The organism is Protofrankia sp. CiP1_Cm_nod3 (genome assembly GCF_982290655.1).
The window spans coordinates 1-22,318 of sequence record NZ_CEVIVD010000081.1 but is presented as its reverse complement, the minus strand read 5'-3'; the positions used below and the strand labels follow the sequence as shown (position 1 = coordinate 22,318).

The 22,318-nt window shown below is 71.5% G+C and carries 19 protein-coding genes and 1 pseudogene; 7 read left to right on the top strand and 13 right to left on the bottom strand.

Annotation, left to right across the window (positions count from 1 at the left end):
- Positions 1–66: 66 nt before the first annotated feature.
- The 6 genes from AC5LUJ_RS15750 to pafA all read right to left on the bottom strand — a co-directional run bounded on the left by AC5LUJ_RS15750 (position 67) and on the right by pafA (position 5,322).
- Complete coding sequence (locus AC5LUJ_RS15750) at positions 67–192, bottom strand: type II toxin-antitoxin system RelE family toxin (protein ID WP_250281404.1); 126 nt, start codon at positions 190–192, stop codon at positions 67–69.
- 173 nt (positions 193–365) lie between these two features.
- Positions 366–527, bottom strand: coding sequence for a hypothetical protein (locus tag AC5LUJ_RS15745; protein ID WP_250281406.1), 162 nt, complete (start codon positions 525–527; stop codon positions 366–368).
- A 293-nt stretch (positions 528–820) separates the two neighbouring features.
- The gene (locus tag AC5LUJ_RS15740; protein ID WP_250281408.1) at positions 821–1,801 is read right to left on the bottom strand and encodes a helix-turn-helix transcriptional regulator; all 981 of its coding nucleotides are present in this window, start codon (positions 1,799–1,801) and stop codon (positions 821–823) included.
- Positions 1,798–3,210, bottom strand: coding sequence for a helix-turn-helix transcriptional regulator (locus tag AC5LUJ_RS15735; RefSeq protein WP_493465175.1), 1,413 nt, complete (start codon positions 3,208–3,210; stop codon positions 1,798–1,800). Before AC5LUJ_RS15735 ends, AC5LUJ_RS15740 begins: the two co-directional genes overlap by 4 nt.
- 206 nt (positions 3,211–3,416) lie before the next feature.
- Positions 3,417–3,950, bottom strand: coding sequence for an FKBP-type peptidyl-prolyl cis-trans isomerase (locus tag AC5LUJ_RS15730; protein ID WP_250281412.1), 534 nt, complete (start codon positions 3,948–3,950; stop codon positions 3,417–3,419).
- A gap of 13 nt (positions 3,951–3,963) precedes the next feature.
- Positions 3,964–5,322, bottom strand: coding sequence for a Pup--protein ligase (gene pafA / locus AC5LUJ_RS15725; protein WP_047223534.1), 1,359 nt, complete (start codon positions 5,320–5,322; stop codon positions 3,964–3,966).
- A gap of 286 nt (positions 5,323–5,608) precedes the next feature.
- Between pafA and AC5LUJ_RS15720 the strand changes: the two genes are divergently transcribed.
- Entirely contained in the window at positions 5,609–6,349 is a 741-nt protein-coding gene (locus tag AC5LUJ_RS15720; RefSeq protein WP_493465174.1) for a dienelactone hydrolase family protein, read from the top strand.
- Positions 6,350–6,506: 157 nt separating this feature from the next.
- On the opposite strand, the gene prcA is transcribed toward AC5LUJ_RS15720, so the two are convergent.
- From prcA to arc, 5 genes are all read right to left on the bottom strand, one after another.
- Positions 6,507–7,229, bottom strand: coding sequence for a proteasome subunit alpha (prcA, locus tag AC5LUJ_RS15715; protein WP_250291201.1), 723 nt, complete (start codon positions 7,227–7,229; stop codon positions 6,507–6,509).
- 1 nt (position 7,230) lies between these two features.
- Positions 7,231–8,055: a proteasome subunit beta gene (prcB, locus tag AC5LUJ_RS15710; RefSeq protein ID WP_250281418.1), complete on the bottom strand. Its 825-nt coding sequence runs from the start codon at positions 8,053–8,055 to the stop codon at positions 7,231–7,233.
- Positions 8,056–8,559: 504 nt separating this feature from the next.
- On the bottom strand, positions 8,560–8,778 hold the full coding sequence (locus tag AC5LUJ_RS15705; RefSeq protein WP_250281420.1) for a ubiquitin-like protein Pup: 219 nt from the start codon (positions 8,776–8,778) through the stop codon (positions 8,560–8,562).
- A gap of 299 nt (positions 8,779–9,077) precedes the next feature.
- Positions 9,078–10,595 (bottom strand): depupylase/deamidase Dop, encoded by a 1,518-nt coding sequence (gene dop / locus AC5LUJ_RS15700; RefSeq protein WP_445548369.1) that lies wholly within the window; start codon positions 10,593–10,595, stop codon positions 9,078–9,080.
- A gap of 447 nt (positions 10,596–11,042) precedes the next feature.
- Positions 11,043–12,848, bottom strand: a complete 1,806-nt coding sequence (arc, locus tag AC5LUJ_RS15695) for a proteasome ATPase (protein WP_250281422.1) — start codon at positions 12,846–12,848, stop codon at positions 11,043–11,045.
- A 207-nt stretch (positions 12,849–13,055) separates the two neighbouring features.
- On the opposite strand from arc, the gene AC5LUJ_RS15690 reads away from it, so the two are divergent.
- Positions 13,056–13,310: a ferredoxin gene (locus tag AC5LUJ_RS15690; RefSeq protein WP_250291212.1), complete on the top strand. Its 255-nt coding sequence runs from the start codon at positions 13,056–13,058 to the stop codon at positions 13,308–13,310.
- A 208-nt stretch (positions 13,311–13,518) separates the two neighbouring features.
- Here AC5LUJ_RS15690 and AC5LUJ_RS15685 read toward each other — a convergent pair whose 3' ends face one another.
- Together AC5LUJ_RS15685 and AC5LUJ_RS15680 are read right to left on the bottom strand one after the other, a co-directional pair.
- Positions 13,519–14,436, bottom strand: a complete 918-nt coding sequence (locus tag AC5LUJ_RS15685; protein ID WP_250281444.1) for a tRNA (adenine-N1)-methyltransferase — start codon at positions 14,434–14,436, stop codon at positions 13,519–13,521.
- Positions 14,437–14,480: 44 nt separating this feature from the next.
- Entirely contained in the window at positions 14,481–15,680 is a 1,200-nt protein-coding gene (locus AC5LUJ_RS15680) for a site-2 protease family protein (protein WP_250281426.1), read from the bottom strand.
- A 264-nt stretch (positions 15,681–15,944) separates the two neighbouring features.
- On the opposite strand from AC5LUJ_RS15680, the gene AC5LUJ_RS15675 reads away from it, so the two are divergent.
- The 5 genes and pseudogenes from AC5LUJ_RS15675 to AC5LUJ_RS15655 form a co-directional block, all read left to right on the top strand.
- Positions 15,945–16,970, top strand: coding sequence for a RecB family exonuclease (locus AC5LUJ_RS15675; protein ID WP_493465173.1), 1,026 nt, complete (start codon positions 15,945–15,947; stop codon positions 16,968–16,970).
- A gap of 411 nt (positions 16,971–17,381) precedes the next feature.
- Positions 17,382–18,335: an ABC transporter ATP-binding protein gene (locus AC5LUJ_RS15670; RefSeq protein WP_250281430.1), complete on the top strand. Its 954-nt coding sequence runs from the start codon at positions 17,382–17,384 to the stop codon at positions 18,333–18,335.
- A 4-nt stretch (positions 18,336–18,339) separates the two neighbouring features.
- On the top strand, positions 18,340–20,880 hold the full coding sequence (locus AC5LUJ_RS15665) for an ABC transporter permease (RefSeq protein ID WP_250281432.1): 2,541 nt from the start codon (positions 18,340–18,342) through the stop codon (positions 20,878–20,880).
- A gap of 148 nt (positions 20,881–21,028) precedes the next feature.
- The gene (gene map / locus AC5LUJ_RS15660) at positions 21,029–21,646 is read left to right on the top strand and encodes a type I methionyl aminopeptidase (RefSeq protein WP_250281435.1); all 618 of its coding nucleotides are present in this window, start codon (positions 21,029–21,031) and stop codon (positions 21,644–21,646) included.
- Between the two features lie 224 nt (positions 21,647–21,870).
- Positions 21,871–22,318 (top strand): annotated as a pseudogene (locus AC5LUJ_RS15655) (hypothetical protein); the annotation flags it as partial.

Sequence of the window (22,318 nt, the reverse complement as noted above, 5' to 3'; positions counted from 1 at the left end):
TCACCTATCGCACAGTCGAGGGAAGCCCGCGTTACGGTACTGCACGCAGTAGGTCATGTAAGGGAATCAGCGGTAGACGTCCCGGCGGTGTCCGAGCTCGACGACCAGGACGTGCAGCGCACGGTCGTTGATGATGTGGATCACCCGGTAGTCGCCGACCCTGATACGCCAGTGCCCGGGCCGGCCCACCATCGCCCTGCAGCCCACCGGCCGCCGGGGTGTGTTCCAGCGTCGCGGTCGCGCGCAGCAGCCGGTCCTGAACGGCATGGGGCAGCTTGCCCGACGCACGCATGGCCGCACGCTCGAACGTGAGGGTGTAGGCGACAGGCGGCATAGTGGACCATCCTGCCGTCGCCGACGTCCGCTCAGGTCAGCAGGTCCTCGCGCGTGAACCCGAGCTCGGCCAGCACCTCATCGAAGGGCACCGGGTCGCCGCCCTCGGCGAGCGCGGCGTCCAGGCACTGACGGTCGTACTCGTCCTCCTCGTCCGTGGTCTCGTACACCACGTCGATCACCGGCTCCGACATGCGCTCACCCCCTCCGGGACGGATCTCTAGTCCGGCATAGACCTGACGGTAACCCGTCGCCCGCCATCGCGGCACCACCAGGGCCGAGGAGACGCCTACATCTCCGCGACAGCGGCCTGCCCCTCCTGTCGATCATCACGTGACGATCGGCAGGCGAGGCAGGCGACGCCTCACCGGTGAGCGTGAGCCGTGTTCGTCGAGCGGCATGCCCGACGGGTAGCGCTGGGCCTATCCGCGGCCGTCGAGCGGAGCGGAGCAACGGGGACGGAGCCCCACAGACCGTAGCGCTGGGCCTATTCGTGGGTGTCAAGGCCGTAGGCGGCCAGGGCCTGGGTGGCGGCGGCGTGGATGCCCGTGGCGATGTCGGGGGGGTCGAGGACTCTGGCCTGGTCACCGAGGCCGAGGAGCAGGCGGTGCAGCCAGCCGGGCTCCCAGACGCGCAGCTCCACCAGCAGGCGGCCGCCGTCGAGCTCACGGCGGGAGACGACCGGGTAGTGGTCGGCGACCCAGCGCGCGGCCGGTTCCAGCTCGAGGACGACCAGCGTCTGCGCCGGGCCGGGCTGGAACAGGCCGTCGGTGTCCCGCGGGCGGGCCCGCGGCGGTGGGTCGGCGGGCGTGTCGAGGACGGTGACGCCGTCCGGGCCGTCGATCCGGTCGAGGCGGAACAGCCGGACCTCGGCCGACCGGTGGCACCAGCCCTCCAGGTACCAGTGGCCGTCCCGGGTGAGCACCCGTATCGGGTCGACGTCGCGTTCGGTCAGCTCGTCACGGGACCACACCAGGTAGCGCAGGCGCAGCCGCCGGCGGCGGGCCACCGCCTCCTGGACGGCCCGCAGGACGTCGTCCTGGGCGTCGAGCTCGACGCGGACCCGGTCGGCGGGCAGGGTGCCGACGGCGTCCGCGAGCTTGCCCAGCGCCCGGTCGAGCGCGTCGCGGGCGGACAGGCCGGGCACGTCGGCGAGGGTGCGGGCCGCGACGACCAGCGCCATCGCCTCGTCCGCGGACAGCCGCAGCGGGCGGTCGAGGGTCTGCGGGTCGAGGACGGTGATCTGGTCGGCGGAGTAGCTCAGGTCGATCAGGTCGCCGGGGGCGCCGCCGGGCAGGCCGCAGACGAACAGCAGGTCCAGGTCGTCCCGCAGCTGGCGGACGGTGATCCCGAAGGTGGCGGCGGCGTCGTCGAGGCACACCCCGGGATGGGCGCGCAGCCACGGCACCAGGGCCAGCAGCCGGCTGAGCCGGTCGGTGGCCGCGGAGGAGGACGCCGGCGAGCTCACGGCACGTTCTCCGGCAGCGTCGCCGCCCCGCTGGACGCCCTGCCCGCTTCCCCGTCGGACGCCCCGGCCGACGAGGGCACCGGCGGAACCGCCGGATCCCTGGCCACCGTGTCAGCGACCGGCTGGACCACCGGCGGGACCACCGGCGGGACCACCGTGTCCCCGGTTGGCTCCCCCGGGGACACGGCCGTCGGCTGCCTCTTCCGTCCCCCGGTCGGCTTTTTCACCGAGGAGGCCGCTGGGGAGGCCGGTGGGGATGCCGGGGCCGCGGAGCAGGAGAACGCCCGGGAACCGGCCGGGTCCGCCGGTTTCGCCGCCGGGCGCGGCCGATCGATGCCGTCGTGGGCCCGGGCGGCGTCGGTGAGGCGGCGGACCACCTCGGCGCGCAGCTGGGCCGGCCGCTCCACCAGCACGTCCGCGCCGTAGCCGGCGATCCACCTGGCCACCTGCTCGGTGTCGGAGTAGTCGATCTCTACCCGGTCCATGCCGGCCGGCGCGGCGACGGAGCCGTCCCCGGCGCGCCCCGGCGCGGGGCCGCTCCCCGGCACGGGATGCGGTGGGCTGTCGGGGAGCATCCGCGCGTACCGGCGCAGCGCGTGACCGGCCCCCGGGCGGATGCGCAGAACGGCGGTGCGGGTGAGCTCGGGCGACGGCGCCGACGCGGACACCAGCGCCCGCAGGTCGACCCCGTCGGGGACGCGGACCGCGCCCGCCGGCCCGAGCGCCCGCACGGGGCCGGTCACCCGTGACAGCCGGAAGACCCGGGGGGCCTGCCGGTCACGGTCGTGACCGACGAGGTACCAGCGTCCCCGCCAGGAGACCACCCCCCACGGTTCGACGTGGCGTTCGCGTGGCTCGGTCTCCTCCACCTTGCGGTAGGGGAAGCGGATGGCCTGCCCGGCCTGCACGGCGGCCAGGCAGGGCGCGAACGCGGGCTCCGTGGTGGCGACCCGGGGCTCCAAGCCGCCCGACAGCCCGCCCGGGACGCCCGGGAGGCCGTCCGGGCCGGGCAGGGTGCGGATACCGCCGGCCGCGAGCTTGCGCAGCGCGCTGGCGGACGCGTCCGCGAGCGCCGTGCTGGACCACAGCTGGGCGGCGAGGCCGAGGGCGGCGGCCTCGTCCGGGTCGAGGGAGATCTCCGGCAGCGCGTAGTCACCGCGGCGGATGCGGTAGCCGACCTCGTCGTTCCAGTACGAGTCCGACCCGGTCTCCAGCGGGATGCCGATGTCGCGCAGGTACTGCTTGTCCCGCTCGAACATGCGGCGGAACGCCCCCTGCTCGTCATCGGTGCCGCCGGGGGTGTAGCCCTCCACGAGCTCGCCGATCTCGGCCACGGTGAGGAACCGCGATGTGGCCATCAGGCACATCGTCAGGTTCAGCAGCCGTTCCAGCCGACGACGGGACACCATACGAGGCTAGAACACCTCTGTTGGATCTTCAGCGCCGCCCACGCGGCAGCCCGTGCGGTGAAGCGTCGGCCGTGCGTCCGAAACGTCCGGGCCGGCAGCTGTCGTTCGAGTGGCCGAAGAGCCGGGCGGCCCGTTGCGGCCTGCCCGGCCTGCCCCGCCTGGCCGGTCCGTCCGCGTCCGCGTGGACCGGCCGGGCGGGGTGCCGGTCAGCTGTCGCTGGCCTGGACACCGACGAGGTCGACGACGAAGACCAGGGTGGATCCGCCCGGGATCGGCCCCTGGTCCGCCGGGCCGTAACCGAGCTCGGGCGGGATCACGAGCGTGCGCCGGCCGCCGATCCGCATCCCGGTGATGCCCTGCTGGAAGCCGGGGATGACGCTGTCCAGCGGGAAGATCGACGGCTCCCCGCGGTCCCAGCTGGCGTCGAACTCCTTGCCGTTGGCCCACAGCGTGCCGACGTACTGCACCGACACGGTGCTGGTCGGTGACGCCGCCGCGCCGGTGCCGACCACGAGGTCGCGGGTCACCAGCGTCGCCGGCGGGGTGCCGGCGCCGGCCGCGATCGTCGGCTTGGCCGACAGGCTGCCCGCGCCCGTCACTGTCGGTAGCTGCGGTTCGCCCGTCCCGTCGGGTGCGGTGGAGCTGCCGCAGGCGGTGAGAGTGACGGGTAACGCGGCGAGAAGAATGGAACAGAGTATGACAAAACGGACGCCGCGGCCAAGGCGGGGGACAACGGTCACAGGTAGGTGGTCCTCACATGCTGGCGATGAGTTTGTCGACCCGGTCGTCGACGGACCGGAACGGATCCTTGCAGAGCACCGTACGCTGTGCCTGATCGTTCAGTTTCAGGTGCACCCAGTCAACGGTGAAGTCGCGCCGCTTCTCCTGGGCCCGCTTGATGAACTCACCACGCAGCCGGGCCCGGGTGGTCTGCGGCGGGACGGACTTCGCCTCGAAGATGTCGAGGTCGCGGCTGACCCGTTCCACCAGCCCACCACGTTCCATCCGGTAGTACAGGCCCCGGTCACGATGGATGTCGTGGTACTTCAGGTCGATCTCGGCCACCCGGGGTGAGGCCAGCGACAGGCCGTGCCGGTGCCGGAACCGGTCGATGAGCACGTACTTGGTCACCCAGTCGATCTCGCGGGCGACCAGCTCCAGGTCGTCGGTCTCGATCGCGAGCAGGGTGCGGCCCCACAGGTCCAGGACGCGCTTGGCGACCGCGTCCCCGCCGCGGCGCTCGACGAACTCCTGCGCCTTGGTGAAGTACTCGCGCTGGATCTCCAGCGCGCTCGCCTCCCGCCCGTTCGCCAGCTTGATCCGGCGCTGGCAGGTCATGTCGTGGCTGACCTCGCGGATCGCCCGGATGGGGTTCTCCAGTGACATGTCCCGCAGCACCACTCCGGCCTCGATCATGCGCAGGACCAGATCGGTCGATCCGATCTTGAGCAGCATCGTGGTCTCACTCATGTTCGAGTCGCCGACGATCACGTGCAGGCGGCGGAACCGCTCGGCGTCGGCGTGCGGCTCGTCCCGGGTGTTGATGATCGGACGGGACCGGGTGGTCGCCGACGACACCGACTCCCAGATGTGCTCGGCACGCTGCGAGATGCAGTACACCGCCCCCCGCGGGGTCTGTAGGACCTTGCCCGCCCCGCACAGGATCTGCCTGCTGACCAGGAACGGCACCAGGACGTCGGCCAGCCGGCTGAACTCGCCGTGCCGCCCCACCAGGTAGTTCTCGTGGCAGCCGTAGCTGTTGCCGGCCGAGTCGGTGTTGTTCTTGAACAGGTGGATGTCGCCGGCGATACCCTCCTCGCGCAGCCGCCGTTCCGCCTCGACCAGCAGCCCCTCCAGGATGCGCTCGCCGGCCTTGTCGTGGGTGACGAGGTCGGGCACGGAGTCGCACTCGGGGGTGGCGTACTCCGGATGGCTGCCCACGTCGAGATAGAGCCGGGCACCGTTCTTCAGGAAGACGTTGCTGCTACGGCCCCAGGAGACGACCCGGCGGAAGAGATAACGGGCCACCTCGTCCGGGGACAGCCTGCGCTGGCCGCGGAAGACACAGGTGACCCCGTACTCGTTCTCCAGGCCGAAGATGCGGCGATCCACACCGACGACCCTATGCCGCCCGCCCACCCTGGTGTGAGCGGACGCTCCCACCCGTGCGCACCGATGGCCGCCCGCGGCCCCGCCGGGGCCCACCGTGACACGGAGGGCAGCGGCATCATCGCCTTGAGTATCAAGACGAGCCGGGTGCGTGCCCGCGTCGGGTAACGTCCGCGTCGAGGGCACGGACGGCGCGACCCGGGGACGACCCGGGACGATCTGACGGCGATCCGGGGACCGGCTCTTTCGAGGACAGGAGATCCGCCGGAGGCGGGAGAGGACGACCAACATGACAGTGACACCCGAACCCTCCGCGGCCGTCACGACCGTGGGCGCCGCCACCCCCGCCACGGTGGTCGCGCCGCGCCCGGACGGCCCGGCCCACGGCGGGGTGGTCGTGGTCCAGGACGCGCGGGGGATCACGCCGTATCTGGTGTCGGTGTGCGCGCGGCTGGCCGGCGCCGGCTGGCTCGCGGTCGCCCCGCACCTCTACCACCGGGACGGGATCGCCGAGGTCGACCCGGCCGGCAGCTGGCCGTCCGCGCCGCGACAGATGACCACCCTGACCGCCACCGGCATCACCACGGACGTCGACGCCGGCCTCGCCCATCTCGCCGACGCCGGTCTCGCCCCCGGGCGGACCGCGGTGATCGGCTTCTGCATGGGCGGGACCGTGGCGCTGTTCACCGCCACCCGCCATGCCGTGGGCGCGGCCGTGTCGTTCTACGGCGGCGGGGTGCGCACGCCGTACTGGGACGGCATACCGCCGCTGGTGGAGCTCGCGCCGGCGCTGCGCGCGCCATGGCTCGGCCTGTACGGCGAGGAGGACGTGCTGATCAGCGTCGACGAGATCGACGCGCTGCGGACGGCCGCGGGCACGGCGGCGGTGCCCACCGAACTGGTCAGCTACCCCGGCGCCGGGCACGCCTTCCACAGTGGCGACCGCGCCGAGATCCACCGGCCGGCGGCGGCCGAGGACGCCTGGAACCGGACGCTGGCCTGGCTGCGCGCCCACGTGGCCGCCGGCTGAACCAGCCCGTCCCGAGCCCACGGCGGGCGACATCAGACGAATCGCGTGCCGCCTCGGGGCCGGTACAGGCCCCCGAGGCGGCACGCGACAGACATCGCGCCGCCTCGGGGCGTGCTGATCTGCTCGGCCGCCGGCGGGAGAGCGGCCGGCCGCCGGGTCAGCCCGGGGTGTCGGCGGTCTCGGCCAGCAGCGCGTCCAGCTGCGGGCCGGAGATGCGCTTGAACAGCCGGCGGTTACGGGTACGGTCGAGCATCGCCACCTCGAGGTTGGCCGAGGACAGGACGCGGTCGCCGTTGGCGCCCGGGGGCGTGCCGGCCCGCAGTGCGTTCGCGGCGACCCGCAGCGCCGTGGCCAGCGGCTGCGCGTCCGCGTGATGCTCCTTCAGGGACGTGTTGACCTGCTCGGACTGCCCGCCGATGGCCACGAACCCGCGCTCGTCCGCGATCGACCCGTCGTAGGTCAGCCGGTAGATCTGGTCGGAGGCGGCGTCCTCGCCGACCTCCGAGACGACGATCTCCACCTCGTACGGCTTGATGCTGTCGGTGAAGATCGTGCCGAGGGTCTGGGCGTAGAAGTTGGCCAGCGCCCGCCCGGTGACGTCCCGGCGGTCGTACATGTACCCGCGGACGTCCATCATGCGCACGCCCGCCGTCCGCAGGTTCTCGAACTCGTTGTACTTGCCGACCGCGGCGAAGGCGACCCGGTCGTAGATCTCACTGATCTTGTGCAGGGTGGACGAGGGGTTCTCCGCGACGAACAGGATGCCGTCGGCGTAGCTGCGCACGACCACGCTGCGGCCGCGCGCGATCCCTTTGCGGGCGTATTCGGACCTGTCCCGGACCTGCTGCTCCGGGCTGGCGTAGCCAAAGGGCATGGTCATGTCAGCCTCCCGGGTTCGTCAGACGGCCGGCGACGACGGCCTCGACCACGGCGCCCACCTCGTCGTCGGTGAAGCGACGGAAACCGTCCTCGGTCACCGCGGCGACCACCGGGTAGATGCGGCGGGTCAGGTCCGGGCCACCGGTGGCGGAGTCGTCGTCGGCGGCGTCGTAGAGCGCCTCCACGCCGACCCGGACGGCCTCGTCCTGGGTGAGGTCGTCCCGGACCTTCTTCTTCAACGCGCCCCGGGCGAAGACGGAGCCGGAGCCGATGGCCTGGAAGCCGTGCTCCTCGGCCCGGGAGCCGGTGATGTCGTAGGAGAAGATCCGTCCCCTGCCGGCGTCGAGGTCGTAGCCCGCGTACAGCGGGATGACCGCGAGCCCCTGGAGCGCCAGGCCGAGATTGTTTTTGATCATGAAGGACAGCCGGTTGGCCTTCGCGTGCAGGCTGAGGGTGGAACCCTCGATCTTCTCGTAGTGCTCGAGCTCGACCTGGAACAGGCGGACGAGGTCCGCGCCGATCCCGGCCGTGCCGGCATAGCCGACACAGGAGTACTCGTCGGCGTGGAAGACCTTCTCGACGTCCCGCTGCGCGATCACGTTCCCCATGGTCGCGCGGCGGTCACCGGTCATGATCACGCCGCCGGGGTACGTCACCGCCACGATCGTCGTGCCATGGGCCACCTCGGTGACGGCGGCCGGCAGACTGCCGCGCGCGCCTGGCAGCAGCTCGGGCGCGGCGGTGGACAGGAACTCGGTGAACGACGACGTTCCCGGTGTCATGAACACAGACGGTAGACGTCCGGCGACTCCCGCTGGATCAGCCACGCATCCCCCTTCAGATAGTCGATGGGTCGGGTAACGGGTAAGTCGGGTAACGGGTAAGTGGTATCAGGTCGTCGGTGAGGCCGCCGAGACCCATGGTGCGGATGGCGCACGCAGCGACCCGTAGTGCGCTGACGCACGCCGAGGCCCATGGCACGCCGACACGTACCGTAGCCAATAGTGCACCGATGTGCACTGTGGCCCCTGGTGCGCTGGCACGCATGATGACCCGTGGTGCGCTGACGCACACGATGTCACTGTCATCCCGCGCCGCTGATGCCGGGGGCGGTCCACCGGCGACGTCGCCGGGGCCGCGCCCTGCCGCGACCGGGGTGGGCCGTGTGCGGCCCGGCAGCCGGCGGACCCCGGTCTGAGCACGCACCCGTCCCGCGCTGCCTGCCAGCGGGCTGTGCCGTGCCCCACCCGGTGGCCGACGTCCCGGCCGGTCTCCCGGCCCCGGTCCTGATGTTCCCGCTCGGCCGTTGTGGCCGGCCGGCGGGGGGCTGCCTACTCGCCCCCCTTCTGGACGTAGCCCTTGACGAACTCCTCCGCGTTCTCCTCGAGCACGTCGTCGATCTCGTCGAGCAGGGAGTCGACGTCCTCGGACAGCTTCTCGTGCCTCTCCTTGATGTCGCTGGCGCCGGACTCCTCGACCTCGACGTCGTCACCCTGGTCCGTCCGTCGGCCCGCGCGCTGCTGACCGCCGCCGGTGTCCTTCGTGGCCATGAGACCCTCCTTCGATCGTCTGGAGCGACACTATCTCCGGGTCCGGACATCCTGAGGCGTTCCTCGCCGCCCGCCACCGACCTCACCACGTCGCCGTGGCGGATCCGTCGCGGCGCCCGCCCGTGGCGCGGCACACGCGGGTCTGCCCGGCCGTCGGCCACACCACACCCGTCGACGGCGGTGTTGGCCGGTCCACGGGCCCGCTGGCCCCCGCCACGGGTACGGGCGGAGCGGGTCCCGTACCCGGGCCGTGCCCCGCCCGGCAGCCGGGCTCCAGCGGCGGTGGCGGTGGCGGACGGTCAGCCGTTGGTCAGGGCGTCCACGAGATCCTGGGCGGTCGGGCAGCGGGCGAGCAGGTCGCCGACGTGTGCCCTGGTGCCGCGCAGCGGCTCCAGGGTCGGTACCCGCTGCAGGGAGTCACGGCCGATGTCGAAGATGACCGAGTCCCAGGAGGCGGCGGCCACCTGCTGCGGGTACAGCGCCAGGCAGCGGCCCCGGAAGAACGCCCGGGTGTCGTGCGGCGGCTCGGTCATGGCGCGGACGATCTCGTCCTCGGTGAGCAGCAGATCGACCCGGCCGCGCGCCACCAGCCGGTTGTACAGGCCACGGTCGGGCCGCACGTCGGAGTACTGCAGGTCGACCAGCTGGAGCCGGGGCGCGTCCCAGCCCACCCCGTCCCGCGCCCGGTAGCCCTCGAGGATGGCGAGCTTGGCGACCCAGTCCAGCTCCCGGGAGCAGGACATCGGGTCGTCCTCCAGACGCACCAGGACGGACTCCCAGCGGGAGAGCACGTCCGCGGTCTGCGCGTCCGGATCGGTACCGAAGCGGTCCTCGACGTACTTGCGGGCCTGCTCGAGGTACTCCATCTGCAGCTGGACGGCGGTCATCTTCCGGCCGTCGCCGAGCGTCAGCAGGTGGCGCAGGGACGGGTCGTGGGAGACCGCCCGCAGGCTGCTCACCGGGTTGTCGACGCTGAGGTCGACGTCCAGCCAGGAGTCCTCGATCATCGCGAGCACGAGCGAGGTGGTCCCGACCTTGAGGTAGGTCGAGATCTCGCTCATGTTCGCATCGCCGATGATCACATGGAGCCGGCGGTACTTCTCCGGGTCGGCGTGCGGCTCGTCCCGGGTGTTGATGATCGGACGCTTCAGGGTGGTCTCCAGGCCGACCTCGACCTCGAAGAAGTCGGCCCGCTGGCTGAGCTGGAAGCCGGCCTCCCGGCCGTCCACCCCGATGCCGACCCGGCCGGCGCCGCAGACGACCTGCCGGGAGACGAAGAACGGGATGAGATGGCGCACGATGTCGCCGAACGGCGTGGACCGGGCCATCAGATAGTTCTCGTGGCAGCCGTAGGAGACGCCCTTGTTGTCCGTGTTGTTCTTGTACAGGTGCACCGGCATGGTGTTCGGCACGGACAGCGCCCGGCGGGCGGCCTCGGCCATCACCCGCTCGCCGGCCTTGTCCCACAGCACCACGTCGCGCGGGTTGGTCACCTCGGGCGTGGAGTACTCCGGGTGGGCGTGGTCGACGTAGAGGCGGGCGCCGTTGGTGAGGATGACGTTGGCCAGGCCCAGGTCGTCCTCGTTGGCGGGCGCGGACGGATCGACCACTGGCTCGCGGGGCAGCTCGAAGCCCCGCGCGTCGCGCAGTGGTGACTCCTCCTCGAAGTCCCACCGGGCCCGGCTGCCGCCGGTCGTCTGTCGGCTGGCGTAGGAATTGACCACCAGCGACGAGGCCAGCATCTGGTTGGTGGTTGGCTGACCGGGCACCGAGACGCCGTACTCGGTCTCGGCTCCCATGATCCGGCGAACGCTCACACTGTCAGCGTAGGTGCTTTGAGCCCACACCGAGACCTGGACCGGACGGGTGACCTTCGGTGACCGTCCGACAAACCTCCAGAAATACGGACCAAACACCCATCGACGGCCCGTCGATGGCCGGAAAATCCCGGCCCGGGCGCGTGCCGCGCCCCGTCAACGCCGAGGGCGGGAGAGCAGGGAATCCCCGCTCTCCCGCCCTCGGCGGAACGTCCTGCGTACCCGGAAGAGACCCGTGGCTGTGCTTCTCCGCCGTTCCCTCGCCGTTTCCTCACCGCGTCCCCGATGCTCCTCGCGGCTCTGCGCACACCGAGGGGAGGACACCGAGGGGGGACGAGACGGAGCGGGGCCCGGCCCTGGGACGCCCTGGCGTGGGCGCCCCGGGGCCGGGCCCCGCTCCGTCCGGTGCCTTCCGGTCTCCTCGTCCGCTCGGCTGGGCCGAGCGGCTTACAGGTACTGGCCCGTGTTGGCGATCGTGTCGATGGACCGGCCGGCCTCGGTGCCCTTGGTCCCGGTGATGAGCGTGCGGATGTAGACGATCCGCTCGCCCTTCTTGCCGGAGATCCGTGCCCAGTCGTCCGGGTTGGTCGTGTTGGGCAGGTCCTCGTTCTCCTTGAACTCGTCGACGCAGGCGTTGAGCAGGTGCTGCATGCGCAGCCCCTTGACGCCCCCCTCGATGAGTTCCTTGACCGCCATCTTCTTCGCCCGGGCGACAATGTTCTCGATCATCGCGCCCGAGTTGAAGTCCTTGAAGTACAGGACCTCCTTGTCACCGTTGGCATAGGTGACCTCGAGGAAACGGTTCTCCTCGCTCTCGGCGTACATCCGCTCGACGACCCGCTGGATCATGCCCTGGCAGGTCCCCTCCCGGCTGCCGCCGTTCTCGGCGAGGTCCTCGGCGTGCAGCGGCAGGTCGGGCGTGACGTACTTGGCGAAGATGTCCTTGGCCGCCTCGGCGTCCGGACGCTCCACCTTGATCTTGACGTCCAGTCGGCCCGGGCGCAGGATCGCCGGGTCGATCATGTCCTCACGGTTGGACGCGCCGATCACGATCACGTTCTCGAGCTGCTCGACACCGTCGATCTCGCTGAGCAGCTGCGGGACGATCGTGTTCTCGACGTCCGAGGACACTCCGGACCCGCGGGTCCGGAAGATCGAGTCCATCTCGTCGAAGAACACGATCACCGGCATGCCCTCGGACGCCTTCTCGCGCGCCCGCTGGAACACCAGCCGGATCTGCCGCTCGGTCTCGCCGACGTACTTGTTCAGCAGCTCGGGGCCCTTGATGTTCAGGAAGAACGCCCGGCCGCTGCCCTGGCCGGTCTGGGCCTCGACCTTCTTCGCCAGCGAGTTGGCCACCGCCTTGGCGATGAGCGTCTTGCCACAGCCGGGCGGGCCGTAGAGCAGGACGCCCTTCGGGGGCTTCAGCTTGTGCTCCAGGAAGAGCTCCTTGTAGAGGAACGGCAGCTCGACGGCGTCCCGGATCGACTCGATCTGGCCCTTGAGGCCACCGATCTGTTCGTAGCCGATGTCCGGTACCTCCTCGAGGACCAGCTCCTCCACCTCGGACTTGGGGATGCGCTCGAACGCGTACCCCGACCGAGTCTCGATCAACAGCGAGTCGCCGGCCCGCAGGTGCCCCTCCAGCAGCGGCTGGGCGAGCAGGACCACGCGCTCCTCGTCGGTATGGCCGATGACCAGAGCCCGGTCACCGCTTTCCAGGACCTCCTTGAGCAGGACGATCTCGCCGTGCCGCTCGAACGCGCGCGCGTCGACGACATTGAGGGCCTCGTTGAGCATGACCTCCTGCCCAGGGCTCAGATCGCCGACGCCGACGTTCGGCGACACCGTCACCCGCAGCTTGCGCCCCTGGGTGAACACGTCGACCGTGCCGTCGTCGTACGACCCGATGAAGATCCCATAGCCGCTGGGCGGCTGGGCGAGTCGGTCGACTTCTTCTTTCAGGGCGACGATTTGATCACGAGCTTCGCGCAGTGTGGCCACGAGCCTGTCGTTCTGCCCGCTGAGGCCGGCGAGGTCCGCCTGGGCCTCGGCCAGACGCTCCTCAAGTACGCGAACCTGCCGCGGCGACTCGTTGAGCCTGCGCCGCAGCATCGCCACCTCCTCTTCGAGGAAAGCGACCTGTGTTGTGAGCTCGTGCACCTCTTTCTCGTACGCCGACGCTCGTGGATCTCCATCGCCTGGACGGCCCGAACTCCCACCGGAGCCAGAGCCCGAACGGGGACCGGACACCGCGCCTCCACCTCCCCCGTGCTGACCGGGACGCACCCAACACTACCGTTGTGACCGCCGCTGGCACGCCGGTCTGACGACTACGGGCCTGCTTTGGCGTAAACAGCGAGTTACGGTGCCATGGTGACAGACGATCGGAGCCCTGTGGCAACGCCCACGAATTTCTCTGCGGCATCAACGCCTTCGACGGCGTCCTCGACGTTGCGCGTGCGGGTGGACCAGGCGGAGTGCACCGGCGACGGCCTCTGCGTCCAGCTCGCCCCGACCGTGTTCGAGTTCGACATTGACGGTCTGGCATACGTCAAGGGCGCCGACGGTGAGCTGCGCACCCGGGCCGGCGCGTCGGTGCCGGTACCGCTGCCGCTGGTGGACGACGTCGTGGCCGCCGCGGACGACTGCCCGGGCAGCTGCATCTACGTCGAGCGCCCCGACGGGACCCTCGAGGCCGGCCCCGGCTCCTGACCGTCTCACCCGGGCGCGCTGTCTCACCCGGGGGCACCGCCCCATCAGGTGTCGGGTGCACCGGCATCCGGCGGCACCCCGGGAACATCTCAGCGGACCGGGCGGCGGGCGTACGCCGGGAGCATCCGGATGTTCCCGGCGCCTGTTCCCAGCGTCACGAAATCCGGCATCCGGATGTCGGGAATCCGACATCCGGGCGGTGGCGGCATCAGGAATCCGACACCGGGGCGGATGCCTGAACTGTCCCGGAGGCCTGTGCCTCCTCGGGACGCGCGCCCTTGGCGGGCCGCCGCCGCCGCGGCGGGGCGGTGACCCCGTCGGCCAGCCGCCGGGCCGTCACGAGGAAGCCGGTGTGGCCGACCATCCGGTGGTCGGGGCGCACCGCCAGCCCGTCCACGTGCCAGGTGCGCGTCATCGACTCCCAGGCGGCCGGCTCGGCGAACGTGCCGTGGGCACGCAGCTCCTCGACGACACGGGCCAGCTGCGTGGTGGTGGCGACGTAGGCGCAGACGACCCCGCCGGGCACCAGCGCCGCGCTGGCCGTGCCCAGCACCTCCCAGGGGGCCAGCATGTCCAGGACCACCCGGTCGACGTCCCGCTCGGCCGCCTCGGCGAGGTCCCCGACGTGCAGGACGTGGGCGGGGTGCGGCCCGCCGAAGAAGGTCTCGACGTTCCGGCGCGCGATCTCGGCGAAGTCGGCCCGCCGTTCGTAGGAGACGACCAGCCCCTGGTCGCCGACGGCACGCAGCAACGAGCACGACAGCGCACCCGAGCCCACGCCGGCCTCCAGCACCCGCGCGCCGGGGAAGATGTCGGCGTAGGTCACGATCTGCGCGGCGTCCTTCGGGTAGACCACGGCGGCGCCGCGCGGCATGGACAGGACGAAGTCGGTCAGCAGCGGGCGCAGCGCCAGGTAGGGCGTCCCCCCGGTGCTGGTGACCACCACGCCCTCGGTGCGGCCGATCAGGTCGTCGTGCTCGATGGCGCCGGCGTGGGTGTGGAACTGGCGGCCCGGCTCCAACGTCACGGTGTGCCGCCGCCCCTTGGGGTCGGTGAGCTGGACGCGGTCGCCCTTGGTGAACGTCCCGCGACGGTTGGCGGCGCCGGTGGGTGACCGGTGCGCCACCGGTTCGCCTTCGCCCGCGTCACCGTGCGGAACCGGCTCGACGCTCACCGCTGCTTCACCAGCCGGTCGACGCTCGCCGGGTCGATGCGGGCGACCAGGTCGACCATGGCGAGCACGCCCACCGGGCGTCCGTCCTGCGTCACCAGATACTCACTCGCGGGTGTGCCGCGTACCGCCGCCAACAGGTCCTCGCCTTCTAGTTCCGCTGCCAGCACCATGCCGGGGGTGATCGTGCGGCTGACCTCGTCCACGGTCATCCACGGCCGGCGGTGTTCGGGCAGGGCGTCCACCGCGGAGCCGTTCATGATCTTGAAAGGTGTGCCGGCGGAGTCGATCACGGCTACCGCGCTCGCTCCGAGCTCCCGGGCGCGTCGCAGCGCCTCGGCGAGCGGCACGTCCCCCTGCACCGGTAGGGTACGCCGCACCAGGCGCCCGGCCGACACCCCCACCAGGCGCATCCAGATCCGCGCCTGGCGCAGCGACTGGTGTGCCCCGAGCGCGATGAACGCCGCCACCACCAGCAGGTAGAGACCGGCGAACCGGTTGCCCGGGGAGAGCAGGACCCACAGCGCCAGCAGGCCGGCGACCGCGTAGCCGCCGTACGCGCCGGCCCGGACACCGCGCAGCCTGTCCCGGGTGCCGCCCCAGACGGCGGCCACGACCAGCCGGCCGCCGTCGAGCGGGAGGCCGGGCAGCAGGTTGAACGCGAAGAGGAGCAGGTTGGTCACGGCCAGGTCGAGTATGACCACGCTGGGCTGGGTGCCGCCGTCCAGCACGGTCAGCAGGGCGAAGCCCACGCCGGCCAGTACCCCGTTGACGGCCGGACCGGAGGCGGCGACCAGGAACTCCCGGGCGGGGGTCGGCGGCTCGGGCTCGATCGCGGTGAATCCCACGAACCCGTGCACGGTCACCGCGCGTACCCGCAGGCCGAGGCCGAGAGCCGTCAGGCAGTGGCCGATCTCGTGCAGGACCAGGGAGGCGATGAACCCGGCGGAGGTGATCGCGACCAGCAGGTACAGCCGTCCGTCCGCCACACCGGGCAGGCGCACACGGTTGGGCTCCAGCAGCAGCAGGCCGATGATGAGGCCGAACAGCAGCGCCAGCGGGGAGAGGTACACCGGTACGCCGCGGACCCGCCCGACGAGCATGCCGGGCTGCCGCCGGCCGGGCTCACCTCCCCGCCGGCCGCCTCCGTCGGCGTGCGGGGAGCCGGGACGCGGGACCTGGTCAGGCTGATCGGCCATGTCTGCGATGCTACGGAGTCTTTGCCGGTGGCGGGACACCCCGTCACCGGCGGTGCGCGTCGGGCGTATCCGACGTAGGGCGGCCAGGCAGTGCCGGTGCCGGCGGCACGGCCGTCGTCGGCACCGCGGTGAAGCCGGTGAGGTGAGCCGGTGACGAACTGGGACAGGACGAACTGGGATGGGACGGGGTGGGACGGGGCGGCGGCTCCGGCCGCCCGGGGCCGGCGTCCGGATTGTCGGACCGGCCGCCTATGGTCCGAAGGCATGAGCCCGTCCATGGACCTCCCGCCCGCGCCCGACGGGGACGCCCCGCCTCCCGCGGGCCGGATTCGTGTCGTCGGGTCGCTCTCGCCGTCGCGGGCGGGCGACTTCATGAGCTGTCCCCTGCGCTACCGCTTCCGGGTGATCGACCGGCTGCCCGAGCCGCCGAGCTCCGCCGCGGTGCGCGGGACGGTCGTCCACACCGTCCTGGAGCGGCTGTTCGACCATCCCCCGCCGGGGCGCACGATCGCCGCCGCCGAGGCGCTGCTGGAGCCGGCCTGGCGCGACCTGCTTGCCCGGGAGCCGGAGCTTGCCACCCTGTTCGCGGACGAGGCCGAGCGGGCCGCGTGGCTGGAGTCGGCCCGCTCCCTGCTCGCCGGCTACTTCAGCCTGGAGAACCCCGCCGCTCTCACCCCGGCGGCCCGGGAGCTCTACGTCGAGCACGTGCTCGGCTCCGGGGTGCGGCTGCGCGGCTACATCGACCGTCTCGACGAGGCGGCGACCCGCGACGGCCCGGCGTTACGGATCGTCGACTACAAGACGGGCCGGGCGCCCGGCCCGGCGTTCGAGGGCCAGGCGCTGTTCCAGATGAAGTTCTACGCCTACCTGCTCTGGCGGATCCGCGGCGTGATCCCCCGCGAGCTGCGGCTGTACTACCTGGCCGACCGGACCTGGCTGCGGGTGCAGCCCGACGAGAGCGACCTGCGCGCCACCGAACGGAAGATCGACGCCGTGTGGTCGGCCATCAGCCGGGCCCGGCACACGGGCGACTGGCGGGCGACCCCCAGCAAGTTGTGCGACTGGTGCGATCACAAGATCCGATGCCCGGCGTTCGGCGGGACGCCGCCGCCGCTGCCCGCCGCCGACCGTCCGGCCCCGGACGCCGCCGCGGCGGCCGGCCAGCCGGAGCCGGCCGCGGGGCTGGAGCCAGCAGCGCCAGCAGCGCCAGTGGAGCCAGTGGTGTCGACAGCGCGGCGGGCAACGGACGCACCGCGGCCGGACACAGGCCCCGGTCCGACAGATGGCTGACAGCCGGTTGACGGCAGCCCGGCACGATATGCGTTCATGGCGGTATGCGTTCATAGATTGTCGGTCGCCGTACATCCGGATTTCGGCGGCTATTCGGATCGCCGCCGGGCCGGACAACGTTGGAAAGGCGAGGACGACACCGAAAAAGTCACGGGCGATCCTCGGACGAGGGTGGGACAGTACCGGGAGCCGGGCGGATCCGATCCGATGAATGCGGCCTCGCCGCGGGGCCGGTCATCGCTTCGACGAGGGTTCCCCGGCGGACGGCGCCGATCGGTTCCGACCGGCGGAACGATCAGCGGGATGCCGCATTTGCCGGACGTCCGGGCCGGCGGTGCCGGTGGGTTGCCCGACCGGCAGGCTGTGATCGATATGTTGTGATCGGCACGTTGTGTGAAAGGAGCTTCTTCCATGAGCCGAGCGGGCCGGATCTCCGGCGCCGATCCCCAGGCCGAGCCGGTCGCGTCCCCGGGGCCCCCGGATCCGGCCGGTGCCGCCGGCGGGGTGGCCGGCGCCGCGGCCGCCGCCCGCGCCGAGGACCTGGTCAAGATCTACGGATCGGGGCAGACCGCGGTCACCGCCCTGCGGAACATCGACGTGTCCTTCCCTCGCGGCCGCTTCACCGCGATCATGGGGCCGTCCGGGTCGGGGAAGTCGACCCTGATGCACTGCCTGGCCGGTCTCGACACGGTGACCAGCGGCCGGGTCTACGTCGGCGACGTGGACCTGTCCAGGCTGTCGGACAAGCAGCTCACCCAGCTGCGGCGGGACCGCATCGGGTTCGTGTTCCAGCAGTTCAACCTCCTGCCGACGCTGACCGCCGCGGAGAACATCACCCTTCCCCTCAGCATCGCCGGGCGTAAGCCCGACCAGCAGTGGCTGCGCGCGGTGGTCGACGCCGTCGGGCTCGCCCCCCGGCTGAGCCACCGTCCCGCGGAGCTCTCCGGCGGGCAGCAGCAGCGGGTCGCCTGCGCCCGCGCACTGGTCACCCGACCGGACATCGTGTTCGCCGACGAGCCCACCGGCAACCTCGACTCCAGGTCGGGCGCGGAGGTGCTGGCGTTCCTCCAGCGGTCGGTGCGCGAGTTCGACCAGACCGTCGTCATGGTCACCCACGACCCCACCGCGGCGTCCTTCTCCGACGAGGTCGTCTTCCTCGCGGACGGGCGGCTCGTCGGCTCGATCCCGAACCCGACCGCGCAGAGCGTCCTCGAGCGCATGAAGCATCTCGACGATCTCCAGCAGGAGGCGTCCGCCGCCGGCGGCGCGTCGCCGGAGGGCCAGCGGCCGCAGCCCCGGCAGAGCCCGGACGAGTGGCACGAGGCGGCCCGGGAGCAGGGCCACGGATCCGCGGGCAGGGCCTGACACGATGCTGCGCGCGACCCTCAAGAGCCTGCTGGCCCGCAAGATCCGGCTGGTGCTGTCCGCACTGGCGGTCGTGGCCGGCGTCAGCTTCGTCACCGGCACGCTGGTTCTCACCGACACGCTGAACCGGACCTTCGACGGGCTGTTCGCCAACATCTACCAGAACGTGGCCGTCTCGGTCCGGTCGACCAACGCGGTGGACAACACCTCCGGGACCAGCAGCAGACAGCCCCTGCCCGCCTCCGTGCTGGACACCGTCCGGGGCGTCGACGGCGTGCGCGAGGCCTTCGGTGGCGTCGACGGCACGGCGGTCCTGGTCAACCCTCGTACCGGCAAGGCCGTCGACACCGGCGGTGGGCCCTCGCTCGGCACCAGCTGGGACGGTGGCAGCCAGACCTCCGCGGTGGAGCTCGCCAGCGGCCGCGCGCCGCGCGGGGCGGAGATCGTCGTGGACAAGGCCACCGCGGACGATGCCGACCTGCGGCTCGGGGAACAGGTGACCGTCCTCACCAACGGTGGGCCGACCCCCTACACCCTGGTCGGGACGTTCCGGATCGCCGGGCAGGACAGTCTCGGCGGTGCCGCGGTGACCGCGTTCGACACCGCCACCGCGCAGCGCGTGCTGCTCGCCCCGGGCGAGTTCTCCTCGATCAGCGTCGCCGCCGCCGACGGCCTCTCCCAGAACGAGCTTCGCGACCGGATCGCCCGGGTGCTGCCCGCCGGCATCGAGGCGATCACCGGCAAGCAGCTGACGGACGAGAACGCCAACACCGTCCAGCAGGCCATCGGCGGCTTCTCGACGTTCCTGCTCGTCTTCGCGGGCATCGCGGTCTTCGTCGGCGCCTTCATCATCTTCAACACCTTCACGATGCTGGTGGCCCAACGGGTGCGGGAACTGGCCCTGCTGCGGGCGCTGGGCGCCAGCCGGCGGCAGGTGCAGCTCGCGGTCCAGCTGGAAGCGGGGGTCGTCGGGTTCGTCGGAGCCACCCTGGGGCTGCTGCTCGGCGCGGGGCTGGCGGTGCTGCTGCGGGCCGCGACCGCCGCGATCGGGGTCTCCCTCCCCGAAGGGGGCCTGGTCTTCCAGCCACGGACGATCATCGTCGCCTACGCCGTCGGGATCCTCGTCACGGCCGTCGCCGCGTTCGTCCCCGCGCGCAAGGCCGCGTCGGTACCCCCGGTGGCGGCGATGCGGGAGACCTTCGTGCTGCCCGCGCGTTCGCTGCGTATCCGGGGGGTTGCGGGGGGTGCGCTGGCGCTCATCGGTGCCGCGCTGCTGGTGCTGGGCCTGACGACGGCCAGCGGCAAGGGCGCGGCGGCCGTCGTCGGCGTCGGGGCGGGGCTGGCCTTCCTCGGGGTGGCCACCCTCTCGCCGCTGCTGGCCCGGCCCGTCACCAGGGCCATCGGCAGCCCGTTGCCGGCCCTCTTCGGCGCGACCGGGCGGCTCGGGCGGGAGAACGCCATGCGCAACCCGCGCCGCAGCGCCTCCACGGCGTCCGCGCTGATGATCGGTCTTGCGCTGGTGAGCGCCTTCTCCGTGCTCGGCCAGTCCATCAAGCAGTCGGTGACGAACACGGTCCGCAACAACCTGGGCGCGGACTTCTACCTGACCTCGACCAGTTTCGCGCAGGGCTTCAGCGCCGACGTCGCCGGTTCGCTGCGGGACACCCCCGACATCGAGCTCGTCACCGGGCTGCGGTCCGACACGGTGAAGATCAATGATGCGAAGAAACAGGTCACCGCCGGTGATCCGGCGGCGCTGCCGGAACTGCTGGCACTGAAAACCACCGCCGGCGATCTCCAGGCCCTGGGCAGGGGCTCGATCCTGATCGACGAGGACACCGCCAAGGACCAGAAACTGACCGTCGGCCAGGAGGTCCCGGTGGTCTTCCCGGACGGGCCCACGACGCTGCGGCTGGTTGGCACGTTCGAGAAAAGCCCGGTGGCCGGGCAGTACCTGATCTCGCTCGACGAGTTCAGCCAGCGCTTCCCCACCAACACCCTGGACTTCTTCGTGCTCGTGAAAACGGCGAAGGACGCGGATCTCGCCCAGGTACGCCAGAAGATCGACACCGCGGTCAAACCCCATCCGAACGTGGAGGTCCGGGACCAGTCCGAGTTCATCCGGCAGCAGGAGAAACAGGTCGACCAGCTGCTGGGCTTCATCTACGTGCTGCTCGCGCTGGCCGTCGTCATCGCCCTGTTCGGGATCGTCAACACGCTGGCCCTGTCGGTCATCGAGCGGACCCGGGAGATCGGGCTGCTGCGCGCGGTCGGCATGAGCAGACGGCAGCTACGCAGAATGGTCCGGCTGGAGGCGGTCGTGATCGCGGTGTTCGGAGCGCTGCTCGGGGTCGCGGTCGGCAGCTTCCTCGGCTGGGCACTGACCATCGCGCTGAAGGAGCAGGGCATCGACACCTTCGCCTACCCGACAGCAACGATCATCATCGTCGTGATCGTCGGTGGTCTCCTCGGCATCCTCGCCGCCATCTTCCCGGCCCGCCGGGCCGCGAAGATGGACATCCTCCGGGCAATCGCAACCACCTAACGGCGGTTTGACCGCTCCTGCTCTGGCTGCCCCTGGTGGGGCCTCCCAACACCGAACATGCACCGAACACGCTCGGGAGGCCCCACCAGAGCACCCGTTCGCCCAGCGCAACCGTCGCGCCGCTCGTCATGCCGTTTTCCCGGCCCCCGTGACCCAGCGGCGAGGGCTACGGCGCTACCTGCCGTCCTTCGCGCCGACCCCGTTCCCAGCGGTGATCTGCACGTCGATCAACGATGTGATCGTGCACGGTGTACCGGACGGCTACCGCCTGCGCGACGGTGACCTGGTCAGCATCGACTGCGGCGCGCGGCTCGACGGCTGGACCGGCGACGCCGCGGTCAGTTTCGTCGTGGGCATCCCGTGCCCGGCCGACCTGCGGCTGATCGCCACGGCCGAGCGGGCCCTGGTCGCGGGCATCGCCGCCGCCCGGGTCGGCGCCCGCGTCGGGGACATCTCCCACGCGATCGGGCGGGTGTGCCGGGCGGCGGGCCTGGGTATCCCGGACGGCTTCGGCGGGCACGGCATCGGCCGGCAGATTCACGAGGACCCCCACGTCCCGAACGACGGCCGCTCCGGCCGGGGCCCGCGGCTACAGCCAGGGCTCGTCCTCGCGATCGAGCCGATGGTCACCGCCGGAGGCGGCGACCGCTACCGCACCGCCCCGGACGGCTGGGCGCTGCACACCACCGACGGCACCCGTGCCGCCCACGTCGAACACACCGTCGCCATCACCGAGATCGGCCCCCGCATCCTCACCCTCCCCTGACGGTGGTCCTCCCTCAACGCCCCCTCCTCACAGTGGTCTTTCCTCAGTACGTGAAACACGGTGTCCGGAATGACGGGTTGTATGGCGGCGGTTCAGACATCCCATGGGTTCAGGTGCCAAGCGGCGTCGCTCGGCACGGGCAGGCCGGAAATACCCGTGGCATCTTTGTGATCTTTTTTGCCTGTTGGCAGATTCGGTGTGTATCCGGTGCATATGGTGCGGCCATGCCCAGTGCCGAGCACGAATCCCCGGTCGCCCTGACCAGGCTGGACCCGGACCTGGTCGGCTGGCTGCTGACCACCGTGTTCGACGTCGAGATACCCGCCTACCACCACGCCCGCACCCAGGCCACCGACGTCCGCGTCCTGGTCCCCCGCACCTACCACGCCGACGGCATGGTCCTGTTCTGCGACCCGGCCGACCGGCCGCTGGCGGCCGCCGTGGTCGAGGTCCAACGCGCCCGGGACCCGGTCAAACAACGCACCTGGAAGCTGTACGTGGCCCAGCTGGAGGCCGAGCTCGACGTCGACACCGCCCTGTTGGCCTACTGCCCCGACCCGGCGGTGGCCCGCTGGTACGAACGCCTGCTCGCCGCGGGCCGGCCGAGCAGCCTGCCCTTGCGCCCGTATGTCTTCACTCCCGACGACATCCCCCTGGTCGTGGACCCGCAGA